The organism is Lelliottia sp. 489 (genome assembly GCF_050435885.1).
Lineage (GTDB): Bacteria > Pseudomonadota > Gammaproteobacteria > Enterobacterales > Enterobacteriaceae > Enterobacter > Enterobacter nimipressuralis.
Genome location: NZ_JBNDLC010000002.1, coordinates 308124 through 326391, shown reverse-complemented (window position 1 = coordinate 326391; position 18268 = coordinate 308124). Strand labels below are relative to the sequence as shown.

General features: G+C 56.8%; 16 protein-coding genes. 9 read left to right on the top strand and 7 right to left on the bottom strand.

The features are described 5' to 3' along the window. Positions 1-172 precede the first annotated feature (172 nt). Together ABIE11_RS09585 and ABIE11_RS09580 are read left to right on the top strand one after the other, a co-directional pair. Positions 173-793 (top strand): flavin reductase family protein, encoded by a 621-nt coding sequence (locus ABIE11_RS09585; RefSeq protein ID WP_107704061.1) that lies wholly within the window; start codon positions 173-175, stop codon positions 791-793. Position 794: 1 nt separating this feature from the next. Beyond that, positions 795-1649, top strand: coding sequence for a helix-turn-helix transcriptional regulator (locus tag ABIE11_RS09580; RefSeq protein ID WP_429184383.1), 855 nt, complete (start codon positions 795-797; stop codon positions 1647-1649). A 3-nt stretch (positions 1650-1652) separates the two neighbouring features. Here the strand turns inward: ABIE11_RS09580 and ptsP are convergent, their stop codons facing one another. From ptsP to dcuC, 7 genes are all read right to left on the bottom strand, one after another. After that, a complete protein-coding gene (gene ptsP / locus ABIE11_RS09575; protein WP_429184382.1) occupies positions 1653-4148 on the bottom strand; it encodes a phosphoenolpyruvate--protein phosphotransferase in 2496 nt (831 codons plus the stop codon). Positions 4149-4171: 23 nt separating this feature from the next. Continuing rightward, on the bottom strand, positions 4172-5212 hold the full coding sequence (gene ypdE, locus ABIE11_RS09570) for an aminopeptidase (RefSeq protein WP_429184381.1): 1041 nt from the start codon (positions 5210-5212) through the stop codon (positions 4172-4174). Then, positions 5212-6297, bottom strand: coding sequence for an aminopeptidase (ypdF, locus tag ABIE11_RS09565; RefSeq protein WP_429184380.1), 1086 nt, complete (start codon positions 6295-6297; stop codon positions 5212-5214). The genes ypdE and ypdF overlap by 1 nt, the downstream gene beginning before the upstream one ends. Before the next feature lie 12 nt (positions 6298-6309). Next, on the bottom strand, positions 6310-7560 hold the full coding sequence (locus ABIE11_RS09560) for a PTS fructose transporter subunit IIC (protein ID WP_107704056.1): 1251 nt from the start codon (positions 7558-7560) through the stop codon (positions 6310-6312). Between the two features lie 24 nt (positions 7561-7584). After that, on the bottom strand, positions 7585-7911 hold the full coding sequence (locus ABIE11_RS09555; RefSeq protein ID WP_102104187.1) for a PTS fructose transporter subunit IIB: 327 nt from the start codon (positions 7909-7911) through the stop codon (positions 7585-7587). Positions 7912-8084: 173 nt separating this feature from the next. Beyond that, positions 8085-8894, bottom strand: a complete 810-nt coding sequence (gene rna / locus ABIE11_RS09550) for a ribonuclease I (protein ID WP_429184379.1) — start codon at positions 8892-8894, stop codon at positions 8085-8087. Positions 8895-9035: 141 nt separating this feature from the next. Then, complete coding sequence (dcuC, locus tag ABIE11_RS09545; RefSeq protein ID WP_102104185.1) at positions 9036-10409, bottom strand: anaerobic C4-dicarboxylate transporter DcuC; 1374 nt, start codon at positions 10407-10409, stop codon at positions 9036-9038. Between the two features lie 341 nt (positions 10410-10750). Between dcuC and ABIE11_RS09540 the strand changes: the two genes are divergently transcribed. The 7 genes from ABIE11_RS09540 (at position 10751) to cspE (ending at position 18229) form a co-directional block, all read left to right on the top strand. Continuing rightward, positions 10751-11152 carry a hypothetical protein gene (locus ABIE11_RS09540; protein ID WP_100777240.1) on the top strand — a complete coding sequence of 134 codons (402 nt, stop codon included), beginning with the start codon at positions 10751-10753 and terminating at the stop codon, positions 11150-11152. 55 nt (positions 11153-11207) lie between these two features. After that, positions 11208-11519 carry a copper-binding protein gene (locus tag ABIE11_RS09535; protein WP_107704053.1) on the top strand — a complete coding sequence of 104 codons (312 nt, stop codon included), beginning with the start codon at positions 11208-11210 and terminating at the stop codon, positions 11517-11519. An 11-nt stretch (positions 11520-11530) separates the two neighbouring features. Then, positions 11531-12787 carry a TolC family protein gene (locus tag ABIE11_RS09530; RefSeq protein WP_429184378.1) on the top strand — a complete coding sequence of 419 codons (1257 nt, stop codon included), beginning with the start codon at positions 11531-11533 and terminating at the stop codon, positions 12785-12787. Then, positions 12784-13989 carry an efflux RND transporter periplasmic adaptor subunit gene (locus tag ABIE11_RS09525; protein WP_429184377.1) on the top strand — a complete coding sequence of 402 codons (1206 nt, stop codon included), beginning with the start codon at positions 12784-12786 and terminating at the stop codon, positions 13987-13989. The genes ABIE11_RS09530 and ABIE11_RS09525 overlap by 4 nt, the downstream gene beginning before the upstream one ends. Beyond that, a complete protein-coding gene (locus ABIE11_RS09520) occupies positions 13986-17090 on the top strand; it encodes an efflux RND transporter permease subunit (protein WP_429184376.1) in 3105 nt (1034 codons plus the stop codon). Before ABIE11_RS09525 ends, ABIE11_RS09520 begins: the two co-directional genes overlap by 4 nt. A 193-nt stretch (positions 17091-17283) precedes the next feature. After that, positions 17284-17829: a lipid IV(A) palmitoyltransferase PagP gene (gene pagP, locus ABIE11_RS09515; RefSeq protein WP_228483358.1), complete on the top strand. Its 546-nt coding sequence runs from the start codon at positions 17284-17286 to the stop codon at positions 17827-17829. A 190-nt stretch (positions 17830-18019) separates the two neighbouring features. After that, positions 18020-18229: a transcription antiterminator/RNA stability regulator CspE gene (gene cspE / locus ABIE11_RS09510; protein ID WP_000034826.1), complete on the top strand. Its 210-nt coding sequence runs from the start codon at positions 18020-18022 to the stop codon at positions 18227-18229. Positions 18230-18268: the final 39 nt, after the last annotated feature.

Sequence of the window (18268 nt, the reverse complement as noted above, 5' to 3'; positions counted from 1 at the left end):
AGCGAGGGTTTTATCTGTTCTGATGATACTGGCTGTGCACGCAACTTTGAAGTGATCAATGTCACATTCGTTGCGCAGATGAATTTTATGAACGGAATGATTTCATCGCGGCTGCTGTACCGGGCCAAATCCCACGGCATAATGAGGTTCTGACTAATCACCGGAGAGCGTAATGTACTTTTATCAGCCTTCGCAGGGACATGGTTTACCGCACGATCCTCTGAACGCCATTATCGGCCCTCGGCCCATCGGCTGGATTGCCTCACAGAATGCCTCGGGGCAAACCAATCTCGCACCCTACAGTTTCTTTAACTGTTTTAATTACCGTCCGCCTATTATTGGGTTTGCCAGCAGCGGCTGGAAGGACAGCGTGCGAAATATCGTCGAGACAAAAGAGTTTGTCTGGAACCTTGCCACACGTGAGCTTGCAGAGGCGATGAACGAAACCTCGGCCAGCCTTCCTCACGGAGAAGACGAATTTGCCTTTGCCGGGCTGACAAAAGCCGATAGCGCGCTGGTCAAAGTGCCGCGCGTGGCGGAAAGTCCGGTGAACTTTGAGTGTAGGCTGTCGCAATGTATTCAGTTGACCGGCGCAGATGGAACGGCCATCGATAGCTGGCTGGTACTGGGTGAAGTCGTCGGGATCCATATCGCCGAGTCGCTGCTGGAAGAGGGCATCTTCCAGACCGCGAAGGCCAACCCGATTCTGCGAGCGGGAGGCCCAACGGCTTACTATTCGATAAGCGAAGATCACCGCCTGGATCTGGTGCGCCCGGATGCGCGCAGGGGATAGTATGGCTGAGCGCCCCTTGCCCGCCGACCAGCAGTTTTTTGCCGACCTGTTGAGCGGTCTGGTACTCAATCCGCAGCAACTGGGCCGCGTCTGGTTCGCGCATCGACCTGCCACGCTGCCTGCGGGCAGTGTGAGTATTGAGTGGCCACGGCTGGAGGTGGTGCTGCGTGGTGAATACGAGAACCGGCTTATCGCGGAGCAAAAGCTGATTGGGCAGGGGGAGATGCTGTTTCTTCCCGCCCGTGCCGTGACGATGTCGACGTTTGAAAAGCCGATCATGCTGCTGAGTCTTGTCTTTGCCCCTTCCTGGCTCGGTCTGGCGTTTCACGACTCCCGTAGTGGGCAGACCGGGTATCCGCAGCGAAAAATAGAGTTGCCGCATCCGGAGCGGGGCGAGCGCACGGCGATGCTGATGGCGCTGACTCATCTGAGCGCCTCGCCGCAGGACCAGGCCATTATTCAGCCCCTGACGCTGAGCGTATTGCACTGGTGCCGGAAGGTGGTGTCCACGAGGCCAGAGGCGGGTTTATCGCGTGGGGATTTTCTCTATCAGAGCATCTGCAATTGGGTACAGGAAAATTATGCCGGGCCGGTAGCGCGTGAGAGCGTCGCCGCGCTGTTTACCATCACCCCTAATCATCTCTCCCGCCTGTTTTCGCAGCATGGAACCATGAGTTTTGTCGATTATGTGCGCTGGGTGCGGATGGCAAAAGCCCGTACGATTTTACAAAAGTACCACCTGCCCGTGGGCGAAGTGGCGAAACGCTGCGGCTACCCCGACAGCGACTATTTTTGTCGACTGTTCCGGCGCCAGTTTGGCCTGACGCCGGGTGAGTACCGCGCACGTTTTCAGTAGCGGTCAGAAGCTGAGTTCAGCATTGAGCAAATCGAGGATCTGCTGCGGGGTATTTGCCGCAAACAAAGACTCGCGGAATGCTTTGTTCACCAGTTTTCGCGCCAGCTGAGAGAACACTTTTACATGGTTTATCCCTTCCTGCGCGCCGAGCGTCAGCATAATCACCAGCTCCACGTCGCCCATATCTGACTCCCAGTCGATGGGCTTTTCCAGGCGTGCAATGCTAATGCTGGAGTGGCGTATCCACTGGGATTTGGTATGCGGAATGGCCACACCGAAGCCCACGGCGGTGGTCACAATTTCTTCGCGCTGCCAGAGATCTTCTTCCAGCTCTAGCGGATTCTCCGTGCGCCCCTGAATAGCCAGATTGCCGCACAGAAACTGCAGAACCTGCTCCTTTGACGCGAGCGGTTCGTTCACCACGATATTCTCCAGCGCCAGCAGCGGGCGGGCCGGCTCTTGCGGTGTAAATTCGGCGAGCAGCGTCTCTATCTCCTCGGCGCTGCGGCATTCGCAGGCACTGTCGGCCAGCGCCTGGCAGGCACCGCTCTCAAGCTGGCGTAGCTGCGCTTTTACCGGCGGAATGCGCGGGCCGCTCATACTGAACTCATCAATCCCAAGCCCCAAAAGCAGTGGAAGATAGCGGCGTTCTCCGGCGAGTTCTCCGCAAATTCCCACCCATTTTCCGTGGCGGTGGGCGGTGGTAACGATCTGGCGCACCATGCGTAAAAATGAAGGCGTGATCGGATTATAGAGCGGCGACACGCGCGGGTTGTTGCGATCCACCGCGTAAAGATACTGGGTCATATCATTCGATCCGATGCTGAAAAAATCCACCTCATCGCAGAAGTGATCGATGATATAGCAGACCGAAGGCACCTCGACCATAATGCCCAGCGGCAGGTGGGAGGTATGGCGTAGCCCTTGTGCTTTCAGCGCTTCCTGTACGTTTCGCAACTCCTGTTTCACCCATAAAATCTGATCGAGGCTGTGCACCATGGGGATCATCAGCAGGGCGTTACCGCTCGCACCGGCCCGCAAAATGGCGCGCAGCTGCGTGCGAAAAAGGTCGACAAACTCAGGGTAAATACGCACCGCGCGGTAGCCGAGAAACGGATTCTCCTCTGGCGGAATATTGAGCCAGGGGATCTGCTTATCCCCGCCGATATCCATAGTGCGGAAGATGACCGGCTTGCCTTCGGCAGACAATAGCACCTGCTGGTAGGCTTCAAACTGCTCCTGCTCGTCCGGGGCGGCGTCGCGATCCATATACAGCATTTCTGTGCGAAACAGTCCTACGCCCTGCGCGCCATTGGCAAATGCGCCGGGTGCCTCCAGCGCGCTGCCGATATTGGCGGCGATCGCCACCGGGATATTATCCCGCGTCACTGCGGGAAGCCCGGCGTCTTTGATCTGCTGATGATGACGTTTGTCGGCGAGGCGCTGCGCCACGCTGTAGTACTGGCTGACGGCCTCGTCAGGGGCCACCACCAGCACGCTGCACACGCCGTCCAGAATCACCTGTTTGCCGATATCCGCAGCCAGCGATGCCACCGTGATCCCGCTCATCACCGGCACTGATGCCGCACGCGCCAGAATCAGGGTGTGCGAGGTGCGCCCGGTTTTCTCCAGGATCATCCCCTTAAGCTGGCGGGTGTCGAGGCTTAAAAACTGGCTGGGCGTGAGGTCTTCTGCCGCCAGAATGGTCGGCGTCTCGAGGGTCAAGGGGGTTGTTTGCTGAAGCTCAGGCCAGGTAATACTCAGCAGTTGTTCGCTGATGTCGCGGATATCGCTGACCCGCTCGCGAAGATAATCACTGGCGGAAAGCGAGAGTTTGTCGCAGATCTGCTCCATATTGCGAATGATGGCATTCGCCAGGCTCAGGCGTTCTTCGACGATCAGACGACGGATATTCGCACCAAACTCGTCATCCTGAATAAGTGACAGATGAGCACTGATGATGGTTTTACTCTCGCCATCAAGCCCGCGCAGGCGCTGGTTGAGCTGTTCAGCGAGGGTCGCCAGGCTGTGCTCCAGACGCGTGATATCTTCCGGGCTTGCCGGACGCTGGCGATAGCGCTCGAGGTTATCGCTTTGCAAGCGGCGAAGGGTGCCCGAGCCAATGCCGCTGGCAAGCGTAATGGCCTCGCGTAAATGGGGATTGAGCCGCACCAGCGAGCGGGGAAGGGGATGCGCGATATGAGGCGCATCGCCAGACGGGATGCTGTCGCTATCAATAAACGCGACATTGAGGTAATGCTCCAGCACGCGTCTGGCCTGCTCTTCGTCGCTACCGTTGATTTCAAGCACACAGCTGTCGTTAAAGAGCGTACCGGTACTGATAAGCGCAAGCGAGCTTTTGGCATCCGCGTGGGTGTTCAGGCGCTTGTTAATAAAGCGGATGTCGCTACGCCATGCGCTGCACTGCTCTTTCAGCGCCCAGGCCGGGCGAGCGTGCAGGCCGTTTGGCAACGGACAAAAAAATTCAATCGATAACATGTTTACCTCCGTTCAACGTGAGATCAGCATCTGAAGTCCGTCAGATGATCCACGGTCTCACGATTCAGACGAGCCAGCAGGGCAACCAGCAGCTGGTGGGTATGGTCAATATCCTGGATGTCAGCAATGGATGCGGCACAATGACCGTGCCGGGTCGGCGGCCCGAGTACCACCGCCGGGACGCCGGTTCCGCAAAGATGGATTGCGCCTGCGTCGGTGCCGCCGTTGCTGAACATATCTTTTTGCAGCGCAATGCCTTGAGCCAGAGCTACCTCCTCAACGAAAGCGGTGAGCTTCGGCGGGGCAATGTGTGATTTGTCATACAGCACCAGCATGGGGCCGGCTCCCGTCTGGCGGTGATTTGCTGAGCTGTAGTCGAAGTTTTTGGACCAGCAGGCGGTGTCCAGCACCAGGGCGAGGTCAGGATTCACGACCCTGCTTGCCGTCTGTCCGCCGCGCAGCCCGACCTCCTCGCTTGAGCTGGCAACCAGCCACACTTCACAGTCCAGCGGTATAGCGTGCAGTTCACGCAAAAGGGTAATCAGCAGATAGCAGCCGAGACGGTCGTCAAACGCTTTGCCCATCACCCGGCCGTGAGGAAGGGGCTGAAAAAGGGTGTCGAAAGTCACCCGATCGCCCGCATCAATGCCTGCCGCCAGCACCTCGTCGGCGCAGGTCGCCCCGATATCAACGCGTAAATTCTCTACCGTCTCGCCTTTCGTCTCGCCGTTCAGTAATCCGGGGATTTTCCGGCCGTCGCGCGTAGTGATTCTTACAGGCTGCAGAGTGCGGGCCATCATGCGGACATTGCCGACAGGCAACACCTCGATGGCCCCCTCTTTTGTCACGGAGCGCACGATAAAACCCACTTCATCCATATGGGCGCACACCATCACCTTCGGCCCGTCGCTGCGGTTGACGCGAATGAGCACCGAGCCTAGCCCGTCAAACCGGACCTCTTTCGCGTAACGTTGCGCTTCAGCCAGCAGGATATCGCGCACCTCTTGTTCAGAGGCGGCGATGGCATCGGCCTCACTCAGTTTGCGCAGAAGTTCTGTGTCCATTAACGTTCCCCTGTTGTCAGTAGCGTTTTGTCCATGGTGTAGAGAACCTCAGCGCCAGTGGGCGTCACCAGTACCACATCCTCAATACGCACCCCGCCCAGCCCGTCAAGGTAGATCCCCGGCTCAACGGTCAGCAGCATACCGGGCTGAAGCAGGGTGGTGTCGGTGGGAGAGAATCTCGGATTCTCATGCACATCGATACCAATCGCGTGCCCGGTATTATGACCAAACTGCGGGCCGTACCCTGCGCGTTCGATAATCGTTCTGGCTGCAGTATCAACCTGGTGACAGGCGACGCCGGGGCGAATGGTGGCGATGGCGGTGAGCTGTGCCTCAAGCACCGTCTGATACACGCAATAGAGAGGATGGTCCTCAGGCTTCTGGCCGTGTCCGGCGACAAGGAATGTCCTCGTCATGTCCGAACAATATCCCTGGTGTTGGGCGCCAAAATCGAGAGTGACCATCTCTCCTGCGTTTATCACTTTGTCGGAGGCCTTACCATGCGGCAGCGCGCCGCGCGTTCCGCTGGCGACGATGGTATCGAAGGAGGGTTTATCTGCCCCCTGTTGCTTCATAAACCATTCCAGTTCCGCTGCCACCTCGCGCTCGCGCATACCGGGCTGAATCACGCGACGAATATGCTGCGCCGCGCTGTCAGCAATCCCGCAGGCCGCGCGAATCGAGGCGATCTCCTCAGCGGTTTTGATCTGCCGTAAGACGTCGAGGGAGATACTGCAAAGCTTCGCATCCAGCGTATTGCGCCAGTGGGTCCCGGTCTGCCAGCTGACCTGTTCGCCTTCAAAACCCAGTGTGGCGATCCCTTCGCGGGCAATCAGCCTGTTCACTACCCTGGTGAGCGGGTTTTCTGCATCCAGCAGGTGCAGGTGATAGCCGCTCACACGGGAGGCGATGTCGCTGTAATAGCGAAAATCCGTCAGGATATGCGCGCTTTTATCTGTTATCAGAACAAAACCGGAACCGGTTGAAATACCCAGATGCGGCTGCTTGTTCTGGCGCGAGGAGATCAGCACGCCATCCAGATTTTCTGCTGCAAGCCAGGCGCGTAGCCGTGTCAGTAATTCCATCTCATGACCTCGTTACAGCGTATCGACGGACAGTTTTCCGCGCTTATGCATGTTGTTACGTATCAGCACCACCAGCAGGGCGGTGATCGTCGCGCCAACCAGAATGCTGAGCATGTAGGCTCCCAGGTTGGTAACCAGCGGCCATGCCCAGATAGCGGATTCCGGGAACCACTGCACGGCACCGAGCGCCGTTGCCGTCATCGCTCCGGCAATGGCGCCCACCATATAGGCCGGTAGCGTGGCGAGCGGGTTTTCCAGCAGGAAGGGAATTGCCCCTTCGCTGATACCCATGAACGCCAGAAACATTGCCGTTTTTCCCTGCGGGTAAAGCTGCGGGCTAAACAGACGTTTGCCGGTCAGACGATGGTCGATTAACGTCGCCAGCCCCAGACCAATCGGCGGGATAACAATCGCGACGGCGCGGGAGGTGATCGGTAATACGTGATCGGTGGTTAGCCCAAGCCCGACAAATCCCGCCGCTTTGTTGATCGGCCCACCGAGATCAATGGCGGTCGCCGCCGCCATGCCGATGGCGTACATCATCGAGCCAGACTCGCCTGCGGCCAGCAACAGCGTGCGCATGCCTGCGTTCAGCCAGCCGCCAACAGGCGTAATGACGTAATACATCGCCAGCATCACAAATAGCGCGGAGAGGATCGGAATCAGAAAGGTGCTTTTAAACGCCAGCAGATACTGAGGAAGGTTAATTTTGTTGTTCAGCCATTTGACCAGATAGCCCGCCGCAATAGCGATAATCAACGCGCCAATAAAGGTAGAAGGCACTGGTTTGGTGGCAAGCCAGGTGAGTTTTTCCGGGTCGAAATTTAGCACCAGCGTCGGCTGGGTGGAGACTAGCCCGCCGATAAAACCGGCCGGGAAGGCCAGCTTGCCGCCGATAGAGTTGGCGACAAAGGCAGAAAACATCGGGATCGCGAAGCTGAACAGCAGCCCGCCGAAGGATTCCGTCAGGTAACCAAACTTCAGCACCGACAGATTAAAACCCGTGAAGTGGCCGGAGTTCAGCGCATCGAGAATGCCGGTATCTGGCGGGATCTCCAGCCAGACATAGGCGATGAGCTGCGAAATGGCGAGGATCACCCCGCCCATGATCAGCGTAGGTACCATGCGGGAAATTCCCGACATAATGTGCTGTGGAAGTTCTTTCCAGAAGGTATTGCCCGTTGCGGCGGGCGCGGGGGTAAGTGCGAGGGTATCGCCTTCGTGACCGTCCGACCGAACCGCACTGCGTTTTTTAATTGCCATAACCAGGACCCCTGAGGTGGAGGATTATTGTTGTTCTGCAGCAATCATTTCTTCGATTTCTTTCAGGGTTCCCGCCGCGTTTTTAATGGCGTCCTGAAGGGTAATTTCGTACACGTCCCGCGTTTCAAAGCGTTCGTTGTCTTCCGGGGTGATCGCGATGGCGTGAATAATAATGTCCGCCCCGGCGATATCCTGTGGCGTTAAGCGGTTCTGGATGCCATCCGCCCCCTGGGTTTCAATTTTGACTTCGTAGCCTGCTTCTACCGCGGCCTCTTCCAGCGCCTGAGCCGCCATAAAGGTATGTGCCAGACCCATCGGGCAGGCGCACAACGCAATCAGTTTTTTAGCCATGTGAACATTCTCCTGTAGATGACACCGCGATTATGGCGGGGAGGTTTCAGGGTTGTTTACCGGATAAATAATGCATTAGCTGGAGAGATGAGGCGTGAGAGCAGAAGTGTGACGCTTATCGTCATATAAGGGAAAAGGATGAAACGCCGGGTGCGGCTGCACCCGGCAGAAGATCAGTAGCCGACTTTATCAATGACAAACTGCTTGCCGCAGTTGCCAGGGTGCGGCTGGGGCGCAAACGACGCCGATGAGAGCGGCGCGTTGATGGTCGCTGCTTTGAGCGAAAGCTGCAGTTCGGTGAGATACGCCGGGTTATTGTTGCAGGTCAGCTTGACGGCTTTAACGGATTCGTTGCCCCAGCTTTTGGCGACGGCCTCGTCAAAATCGCGGCGAGAAACCGTTTTGCCGTAATGATCAGCAAGGAATTTCCCCAGCGCGCTGCTTTTCACTTCCTGATTCATGCGCACCATGGTGCCAAAATAGGCGTCAGGATCGAACCCAAAGCAGACGCCGTGCTTGGCGTATTCATAGCGTTCCAGACAAGACTCTCCGCCCGCGCCCGGCATTACGCCGTTGAGTTTTGCGGCGGCTTCAAAGGATAGCCCGGTTTCGGCAGCGGCGCATTTACGGCTGGCTCTGGCTTCTGGCATGTTGGGGACGGGGCGAGTGGCGCAGCCAAATCGCATCCAGCGGCGATCGTCCACCCCGCGCGAGGCGATAGATTTGGGCAGGCTCGGCCACAGGCCGTGAACCGTCAGAAAATCCGTTTTGGTTGTGCTCTCTTTTTGCAGGCGGCACTCGTCAGGCTCATTGCGGTTGCGTTCGTGCATGCTCTGGCAAAAACCGGTCTGCCAGGAGAGGGCAAGGACGTAGCGATCAAAATCGGCATATTGTGTGGCCTGAAGCGGCGCGGCATGTGCTGAGAAGGCGCACAGGGCAAGGGCGGTTGCACTGAACCGGAGAATGATATCCTTCCTGAACATTTGAATTCCTGATGATTAAAGGGAAATTAATTCCAGGAACTTATTAAAGCACAAAAAGCGCCCGCAGGCGCTTTTTGTGCCCGGCGGCGCGGGCTGAGGGTAAGGCAGGCCTGGCTAGCGCAGTGCCACCAGCCCATTCTTTTATCCCGCGACCGTACCCGGCACCAGGATTTCTGTTGCGATAATCACAATGACCAGGCCGACCAGCACCGGAACCGAGGTACGTTTCACCACTTCGAATGGGGAGATTTTAGCCATACCAGCGACCGCAACCACCACGCCGGAAACCGGGGAGATAGTACGGCCCAGGTTGGAGGCCTGCAGCATTGGAATCGAAAGATAGGCCGGGTTGATGCCGGACGAGTGCGCCAGTTTTGGAATCATCTCGACGAACGCATAGAACGGGGCGTTACCGGAGCCGGTCGTCATGGCGGCCAGCATCGTCAGGACAACCAGCACCAGCATCAGAATAATGCTGGCAGAGCCGAAGGAGGTGGCGATCGAGATCAGGCTCTGGATAAAGCCGATGGTGCTCAGACCCTGGGCGAAAACGCCCGCCGCGACCAGCAGCATCACCACGCCCGCAAAGGCGTCAGCCATCCCGCGATACGCCACTTCCAGGCCGGAGAAGACTTTCTGAGTGTTAAAGCCGCGTACGAATTCCAGCACCGCCGCCAGCAGCATGCAGATCACCAGAATGGTAATAATGTGCAGCTGTGGGCCCCATTTGCCGTCGAAAATCAGCACGCCAATGATCGGCGTAAACGGCAGAATGGCGTAGAACGATGGCGCGGTGGTGGTGATTTCACTCACGTCCAGCATCTCGTGGCTGATGTTTTCTTTTTTATCGAGATACTTCTGCCAGAAATAGTGCGCAACCGCCATACCGATAATGGCGGCGATAGAGATCGGGAGGGTGGTTTTAAAGGCAAAATCAATCAGCGGCATTTCGGCGGCTTTTGCAGCCAATACCACGTCACCGGATGTTGGGGAGAGGATAATCGCGGCAGGGGAGGCGCAAATCGCCGCCGCGGCACCGCGGCTGATACCCACGTTCACCATCACCGGGAACAGCGTCGCCATCAGCAGAACACCGAGACCGGTAGCGGAGGAGACCGCCAGCGACATCAGGCACGCCACGAAATAGGCGGCAATCATCAGAATGTAGGGGGAGTTAATATATTGCAGCGGCTTTGAGGCCAGTTTGACAACCATATCATTGGCGCCGATATGGGTCATATACGCGGCGAAACCACACAGCATCATAATCATCATGCCGAGATCGCCACCGCGGCTCATCAGCAGAATTTTAATATATTCCACAATATCGGTGGCGGTATAACCGGTGCTGGTTTCGCTGGCCGGTAACACCTGGTGGCCCATTAGCGCACTAATAATAAGCAGCGTTAAACCGCCGACGAATAATACCCCGGTGGCGGAATAGCCTTTAATGATGTAGCGCGCAACGCCGACAATGACGACCACTCCGATAAGGAGTTCGATAACGGTAAGCATGGTTTCCCCTGTACGTGCGCTCCCCAGAGAGCACGGAAAATCAAAAAAATGAAGTGTTGAAATGTGCCGAATAAATGGGCAGTTCTTGCTGACTAAAATCAATAAAATGACTACTAAAACGGCCATCAACGATATTTTGCCACCACTACGTCATTTGTGTCACCACACTATTGACCGAAGCTATGATTATTATATGTCATTAAAATGATAATTAATTGTTGTGATATTTAGAGGGTTTTATCCGTGAAAGGATTAAGAACGTAAAACTATTTAAAATAGCTTTAATTTCAACACGCGCTGTTCTTATACTCGGCTTCCTTTTGCCACCCGACGACGCGAATATGCATGCCAGCTGGAGTTACCGCCTGCGCTTTCTAAAAAAACATCTGCTGATGTTTTTGTTCGCGTTCGGCTGGCTGCTGATTCAGAGCCAGGTCGCGGTTGCGTCCCATGATTGCTCCCTGAGCCCGCGCGGCGAAAGCGCCATGATCCAGCATATGGACATGATGACCACGCCGCTTCATCACGAGCTCAGCAACATTTCGCCTCTGTGTGAAAAACACTGCGTTCCGGATCAGGCGCAAAAAGATCCCGGCCAGACGCAGGTGGTCGCGCTTCCTGCGACCATGACCATCACCTTAAATACCCCTTCATGCAGCGACGTTTCGCCGTCCGCATGGTCACTCACCCCTCCCGCAGCGGGGCCGCCGGCAACGATCCGTTTTTGCCGGTTCCGGGAATAGCTCTCTGTTAATTCGTTGAATTTATTTTTCTTTTACGATTAACAGGAGTTTTATCATGCGTGCAATTTTTGTCTCTGCGCTTACGGGCGTGCTGTTTTCCCTTATCTCTCTTTCCGTTCAGGCCACCGATCCGTCACCTGCAGCCCAACACTGGCAAGGCCAGGGCGTGGTTCAGGAGATCGCGCCACCCCAAATCATCCTTCAGCATCAGGCCATTCCTGAACTGCAGTGGCCCGCGATGACCATGCCGTTTGTGCTGGCGAAAAGCGTGGATACCGCTTCGCTGAAGTCCGGCGATCGCGTCACCTTTACGCTCGAACGCGCGGGTGACGGCTTCCAGATTATCTCCCTGACGCCGCTGCGCTAAGGGATAAGACCATGAAATATCAGACACTGAGCCTGTGGCTCGGTGGGGTGCTGCTCGGCTTTTTAAGCTCAGCGGTTCAGGCCCAGTCCTGGACGCTCGCGCAAACCCTGACCGAAGCCCAGCGCTATTCTGCGGAGCTTTCTGCCAGCCGCAACGAAGCGCAGGCGCTGGATATGATGGCGGATTCCGCCACTCAGTTGCCCGACCCTAAACTCAAATTCGGCATCGAAAACGTGCCGGTGCAGGGGAGTAATGACCAGCGGTTTACCCGCGAAGGGATGACGATGCAGCGCATTGGCATCATGCAAAGCTACGTGAGTGCGGAAAAGCGGGAGCGTAAATCGCAAACGTTACAGGCCCAGGCGCGGGGTGTGGAGGCGAAGTCCGAGGCCATTCGCGCCGCGCTCCAGCGTGATACGGCGCAGGCATGGCTTGACCTTGCATTATCAAAGCAGGCACTCGCGACCGCCAAAAATCTGGTGAATGAAATCGAGCGTCAGCAGGGCGTGCAAAAGGCCAGCGTCGGCGCAGGAAGTGCATCGCCCGACAGCGTGCTTTCGCTGCAGATGACCCTGAGCGCGATGCGCGACAAAGTGACGCTCGCGAGCCGGGATGTTCAGCTGGCGCAAAGCCGCCTGTTCCAGCTCACCGGGCAAGCCATTACCGATGTGCAAGGCCCGCTGCCGCGCTATCAACGTTTACCTGCCGACGAAAAGACGCTGGTGGAGGCGATTGTCCGTCATCCGGAAGTGGAGGCCGCGCAGCGCGAGTCGGAAACGGCAAAAGCCCGCTCGGCCCAGTCGGCGATAGCGGCGATCCCCGACGTCGATGTGGAGGTGTTCTACGCCCATCGCGCCGAAGGGTATGACGATATGGCGGGCGTGATGTTTACCGTCGATCTGCCGCTGTTCCAGTCGCGCCGACAGGACAAGGACTATGCCGCTGAGGTGTCGCGCTCGATGCAGGCCGTGGATCAGCTGACGTTGATTCAGCGCGAGCATGTCGCGCAGGTGCAGTCGCTGGTGGCGCAATACCAGGCCGCGCAGACCCTGTGGCAGCGCCAGCGTGATGATCTCCTGCCGCTCCAGCATCAACGGCTGGCGGTGCTGGCCGCACAGTATCGCTCCGGGCAGTCGGAACTCCCGGCGCTCCTGGAGGCACGTCGTAACGTGCTCGACACCGAACTGGCTGCCAATCAGGCCGAGCGCGAGATGGCGCGGACCTGGGCGGCAATTCAATGGCTGATCCCGCAGGACATCACACAATGAAAATACTGACGTTAAGCGCAACCGCACTGGCCGTTCTGCTGGCTGCGGGCGGCGGCTATTACGCGGGGCAGCGCACGATGCATGCCGCTCCCGATGAGGCAAAACCGGCCGAGCGAAAAGTGCTCTACTGGTACGACCCAATGATGCCGGGCCAGCGTTTCGATAAGCCCGGAAAATCGCCTTTCATGGATATGGATCTGGTGCCGCGTTACGCCGACGAAGAGAAAGCGGCGACGGGCGTGGGGATCAGTGCCGAGCAGCAGCAAAACCTCGGGATGAAAACGGGCAAAGCGCAGAAGCGCGCGCTGGCGCAGCCTTTCTCGGCCTATGCGACGGTCTCGACTAATGAACGCAGCCTGACAATTTATCCGGCACCCGCTACGGGGGTGATCGCAAAACTCTACGTGCGTGCGCAGCAGCAGCAGGTCAAAGCCGGTGAACCGCTGGCAGAGATCTGGGTTCCCCAGTGGACAACGGCGCAGCAGGAGTATCTGGCCGTACGTCAGCTCGGGGACGCGACGCTCACCCGCGCGGCGCGGGAGCGGCTGGCGCTGCAGTTTATGCCGGAAGATACTATTCGCGCCGTCGAGCGCAGCGGGAAACCGCAAACCCGATTAACCCTGCGCGCCGACCGCGCCGGGTATGTCGTCAAGCTGGACGCGCGGGAAGGGGCGCAGGTGGCGGCCACCGCGCCGTTATTTGAGATCGCCGCGCTGGATACGGTCTGGCTGGTTGTGGATTATCCGCAAACCCAGGCGCAATCCCTGACGGTCGGCAGCGAAATGAGTGCCACGTCCGAAAGCTGGCCGGGCGAGCGTTTTCACGGCACCGTCAGCGAACTGTTGCCACAAATGGAAGCGACCACGCGCACGCTTCAGGCGCGAATCGTACTGGAAAATCCAGGCAATAAACTGAAGCCAGGTATGTTCCTGAATGTTTCTCGCGCAGAGCAAACGCGCGGCGCTGCGGTGCTTGCTGTCCCGGAAGAGGCGGTGATTAACAGCGGTGAATCGCAGCGTGTTTTACTGGCAACGGGCGATGGATATTTCCGCCCGGTTAAGGTGACAACGGGAATGACGGCTGAAGGCTGGACCGAAATCACCTCCGGCGTGCAGGAGGGCGATACCGTGGTGACCTCCGGGCAATTCCTGATCGACTCGGAAGCGAGCCTGCGCAGCGCGCTGCCGGAGGTGACGCCATGATCGCCGCCGTCATTCGTGCTTCATTACGTAACCGGCTGCTGGTGATCCTCGCAGCCGCGATCATGGCTGGCTGGGGCTGGTGGGCGGTACAGCGCGCGCCGCTGGACGCACTGCCGGATCTCTCGGACGTGCAGGTGATCGTCAAAGCCAGCTATCCAGGCAAAGCGCCGCAGGTCATTGAGGATCAGGTGACCTGGCCGCTCACCACTTCGATGCTCTCCGTGCCGGGGGCCAAAACCGTGCGCGGTTTTTCAATGTTTGGCGATGCCTATGTCTATGTGCTGTTCGAAGATGGCACCGATCTGTACTGGGCGCGCTCAAGGGTGCTGGAGTATCTGAGCCAGGTGCAGTCGCAATTCCCGGCGGGGGTGAAAGTCTCTCTTGGGCCGGATGCGACAGGGGTCGGCTGGATTTATGAATATGCGCTGATCGACCGCACCGGCAAGCACAGCCTCGCCGATTTGCGGGCGCTGCAGGACTGGACCTTAAAGTTTGAGCTTAAAACCGTGCCGAACGTCTCGGAAGTCGCCAGCATTGGCGGCATGGTGCGTCAGTATCAAATAGTGGCGTCGCCCGAAAAAATGCGTGCGCTGAATATCACCCACGGTCAGCTGGTGAGTGCCATTCAGGCGGCGAATAAGGAGAGCGGCGGCGCGCTGCTGGAGATGGGGGAGGCGGAATACATGGTGCGTACCACCGGTTATCTGCGCTCGCTGGATGATTTCCGCAATGTGGTGCTTACGTCGCGTGACGGCAAACCGGTGCTGCTCAGCGATGTCGCGACGGTGAGCTACGGGCCAGAAATTCGTCGCGGAGTGGCGGAGCTGAACGGTGAAGGTGAAGTGGCGGGCGGCGTGGTGGTGATGCGCTACGGGCAAAATGCGCTGGAAACTATTCATGCGGTGAAAGATAAACTTCAGGCGCTGCAAAAAACGCTGCCGGAAGGGGTGGAGATTGTGCCGGTTTACGATCGCTCAACGCTGATTGAAGAGTCGGTCAAAACCCTGACCCATAAACTGCTGGAAGAGTTTGCGGTCGTGGTGCTGGTGTGTGCGTTATTCCTCTTCCATTTCCGCTCGGCGCTGGTGGCAATCGTCTCGTTACCCTTAGGGATTCTGGGGGCGTTCGTGGTGATGCACTACCAGGGCATCAACGCCAATATTATGTCGCTGGGGGGGATTGCGATTGCGATTGGCGCGATGGTCGATGCAGCGATTGTGATGATTGAAAACATGCACAAAGTGCTGGAGCAGTGGCGACACGATCATCCGGATCAGGAGCCTACCTCCGGCGATTACTGGCATCTGGCCGAGCGGGCGGCGGTCGAAGTGGGACCGGCGCTGTTTTGCAGCCTGCTGATTATTACGCTGTCGTTCATCCCGGTCTTTTCCCTCGAAGCGCAGGAGGGCCGCATGTTCTCGCCGCTGGCTTTCACCAAAACCTGGTCGATGGCGGTGGCGGCTGGGCTTGGTATCACGCTGGTTCCGGTGCTGATGGGCTATTTCATTCGCGGCAAAATCCCGGATGAAAAGGCCAACCCAATAAACCGCTTTTTGATTCGGCTGTATGAGCCGTTGCTCGATCACGTTCTGCGCTTTCCCAAAACAACCCTGGCGCTGGCGCTGGCGCTTTTACTGGTGACGCTGTGGCCACTCAGTCGGCTGGGCAGCGAGTTTATGCCGCCGCTCAATGAGGGGGATCTGCTGTATATGCCGTCGACGCTGCCGGGCATTTCGGCGCGCGAGGCCAGTCGTCTGTTGCAACAAACGGATCGGTTGATCAAGAGCGTTCCGGAAGTCGCGAGCGTGTTTGGTAAAGCCGGACGGGCGGACACGGCAACGGATCCGGCGCCGCTGACCATGATAGAAACCACGATCCACTTTAAGCCGCGCGACCAGTGGCGGCCGGGTATGACGCCTGAAAAACTGGTGGAGGAGTTGGATAAAACCGTCTCGGTCCCTGGTATTGCCAACGTCTGGGTGCCGCCGATTCGTAACCGTCTGGACATGCTGGCGACGGGGATCAAGAGTCCGGTGGGGATTAAGGTGAACGGCAACAATATTGCCGATATCGAACGCGTCGCCGGGCAAATTGAGTCGATTGTGAAACAGGTACCGGGCGTGACGTCTGCGCTGGCGGAGCGGCTGGCGGGCGGGCGCTATGTCGATATTCGTATCGACCGGCAAAAAGCGGCGCGCTACGGTGTCTCCGTTGATGAGCTGCAGAGTATGGTCTCGACGCTGGTGGGCGGTGACAACATCGGAGAGGTGATTCAGGGGCGCGAGCGCTATCCCATCAACGTGCGCTATCCCCGCGATCTGCGGGATAACGTCGATAAGCTGCGGGTTCTGCCAGTAGTGACGGCAAACGGCAGCCAGATCGCGCTGGGAGAACTGGCGGATATCCAGGTCACAGAAGGGCCGCCGATGCTGAAAAGCGAGAACGCACGGCTCTCAAACTGGATTTATGTCGACCTGCGCGGGCGGGATTTGAAGTCCGCTGTTGAAGAGATGCAGCATCGCGTCGCCGAACAGGTCACATTGCCGCAGGGGGTTTCTCTGTCGTGGTCCGGGCAATTTGAATATCTGGAACGCGCCACGGAAAAACTGAAACTGGTGCTTCCGGTAACATTGATGATTATCTTTATTTTGTTGTGGCTGACGTTTAAGCGGATCGCGGATGTCTTATTAATAATGGGGACTTTGCCGTTTGCACTTATAGGCGGCGTATGGCTGTTGTGGCTGCTGGGATATAATCTTTCCGTCGCGGGTGCTGTCGGATTTATAGCCCTCGCCGGGGTGGCTGCAGAATTCGGCGTTATTATGGTGCTGTATCTCAATCAGGCTCTGGATAAATATCCTGAGGGGGGAAACACGCAACTGATGCGTGCGATTCATGAAGGTGCAGTGCTGCGCGTGCGGCCAAAAGTGATGACGGTTGCCACGATCATGGCGGGATTGCTGCCCATCATGTGGGGCGGCGGAAGCGGCTCTGAGGTGATGCAGCGCATTGCGGCACCAATGATCGGCGGTATGGTCACAGCACCCTTATTATCCATGCTGGTTATTCCTGCTTTGTATAAATTGTTACATAAACGTTAATTAATCTTTGCGCCCCGATTATTTCGGGGCGTTTTGCTGTTATTCACCAGGAATATTCCCACTTTTGAAAGTAAATAATTCGGATTAAGGGCGATGTTATTCAGTCTTCATTTAATTAATATTTGTTAAAATCGCCCCGAATACGAAAAATGGTAATTTCATTGTGACGATAAGAAATAATATTTTCCTGGTTATGTTGTTTGTTTTTGCTCAGCTCACCTTATCGGCTTCGGCGATGGCAGATGAGAAAGCGACGGATAAAGGATGGTTCTCAACCTTCACCGACAACGTAGCGCAGACCTGGAACGAACCTGAGCATTATGACCTGTATGTTCCGGCAATCACCTGGCACGCCCGTTTTGCCTACGACAAAGAGAAAACGGATCGTTACAACGAACGCCCGTGGGGTGCTGGTTTTGGTCAATCCCGCTGGGATGATAAAGGCAACTGGCACGGCCTGTACTTGATGGCGTTTAAAGACTCCTATAACAAATGGGAGCCGATTGGTGGTTATGGTTGGGAGAAAACCTGGCGTCCGCTGGCTGATGACAATTTCCACATGGGCCTGGGGTACACGGCGGGCTTTACGGCGCGTGATAACTGGAAATACATCCCGATTCCCGTGCTGCTGCCGCTGGCGTCAATCGGCTACGGCCCGGCGACATTCCAGATGACCTATATTCCGGGTACCTACAACAACGGTAACGTTTACTTCGCCTGGATGCGCTTCCAGTTTTAACTGAAAAAAACCTGTTGATTGGCTGAAAAATGCACGCTTTTTGAATCGCAAAGCACAAACAGCCAGTCGATAAAATTAACGCGACTTTTGTCACTTTTTAACAAAGAACCGCTGGACAAAACGGCCCACAATTGTTGTACTGATACCCGACACAGCATTTGTGTCCATTTTTCATGTAAAGGTAATTTTGATGTCTAAGATTAAAGGTAACGTTAAGTGGTTTAATGAGTCCAAAGGATTCGGTTTCATTACTCCGGAAGATGGCAGCAAAGACGTGTTCGTACACTTCTCTGCAATCCAGACTAATGGTTTCAAAACCCTGGCTGAAGGCCAGCGCGTTGAGTTCGAAATCACTAACGGTGCCAAAGGTCCTTCTGCTGCTAACGTAACTGCTCTGTAATTCGAGCCGTTCAGCAAGAACTCCAAAACCCGCTCATTG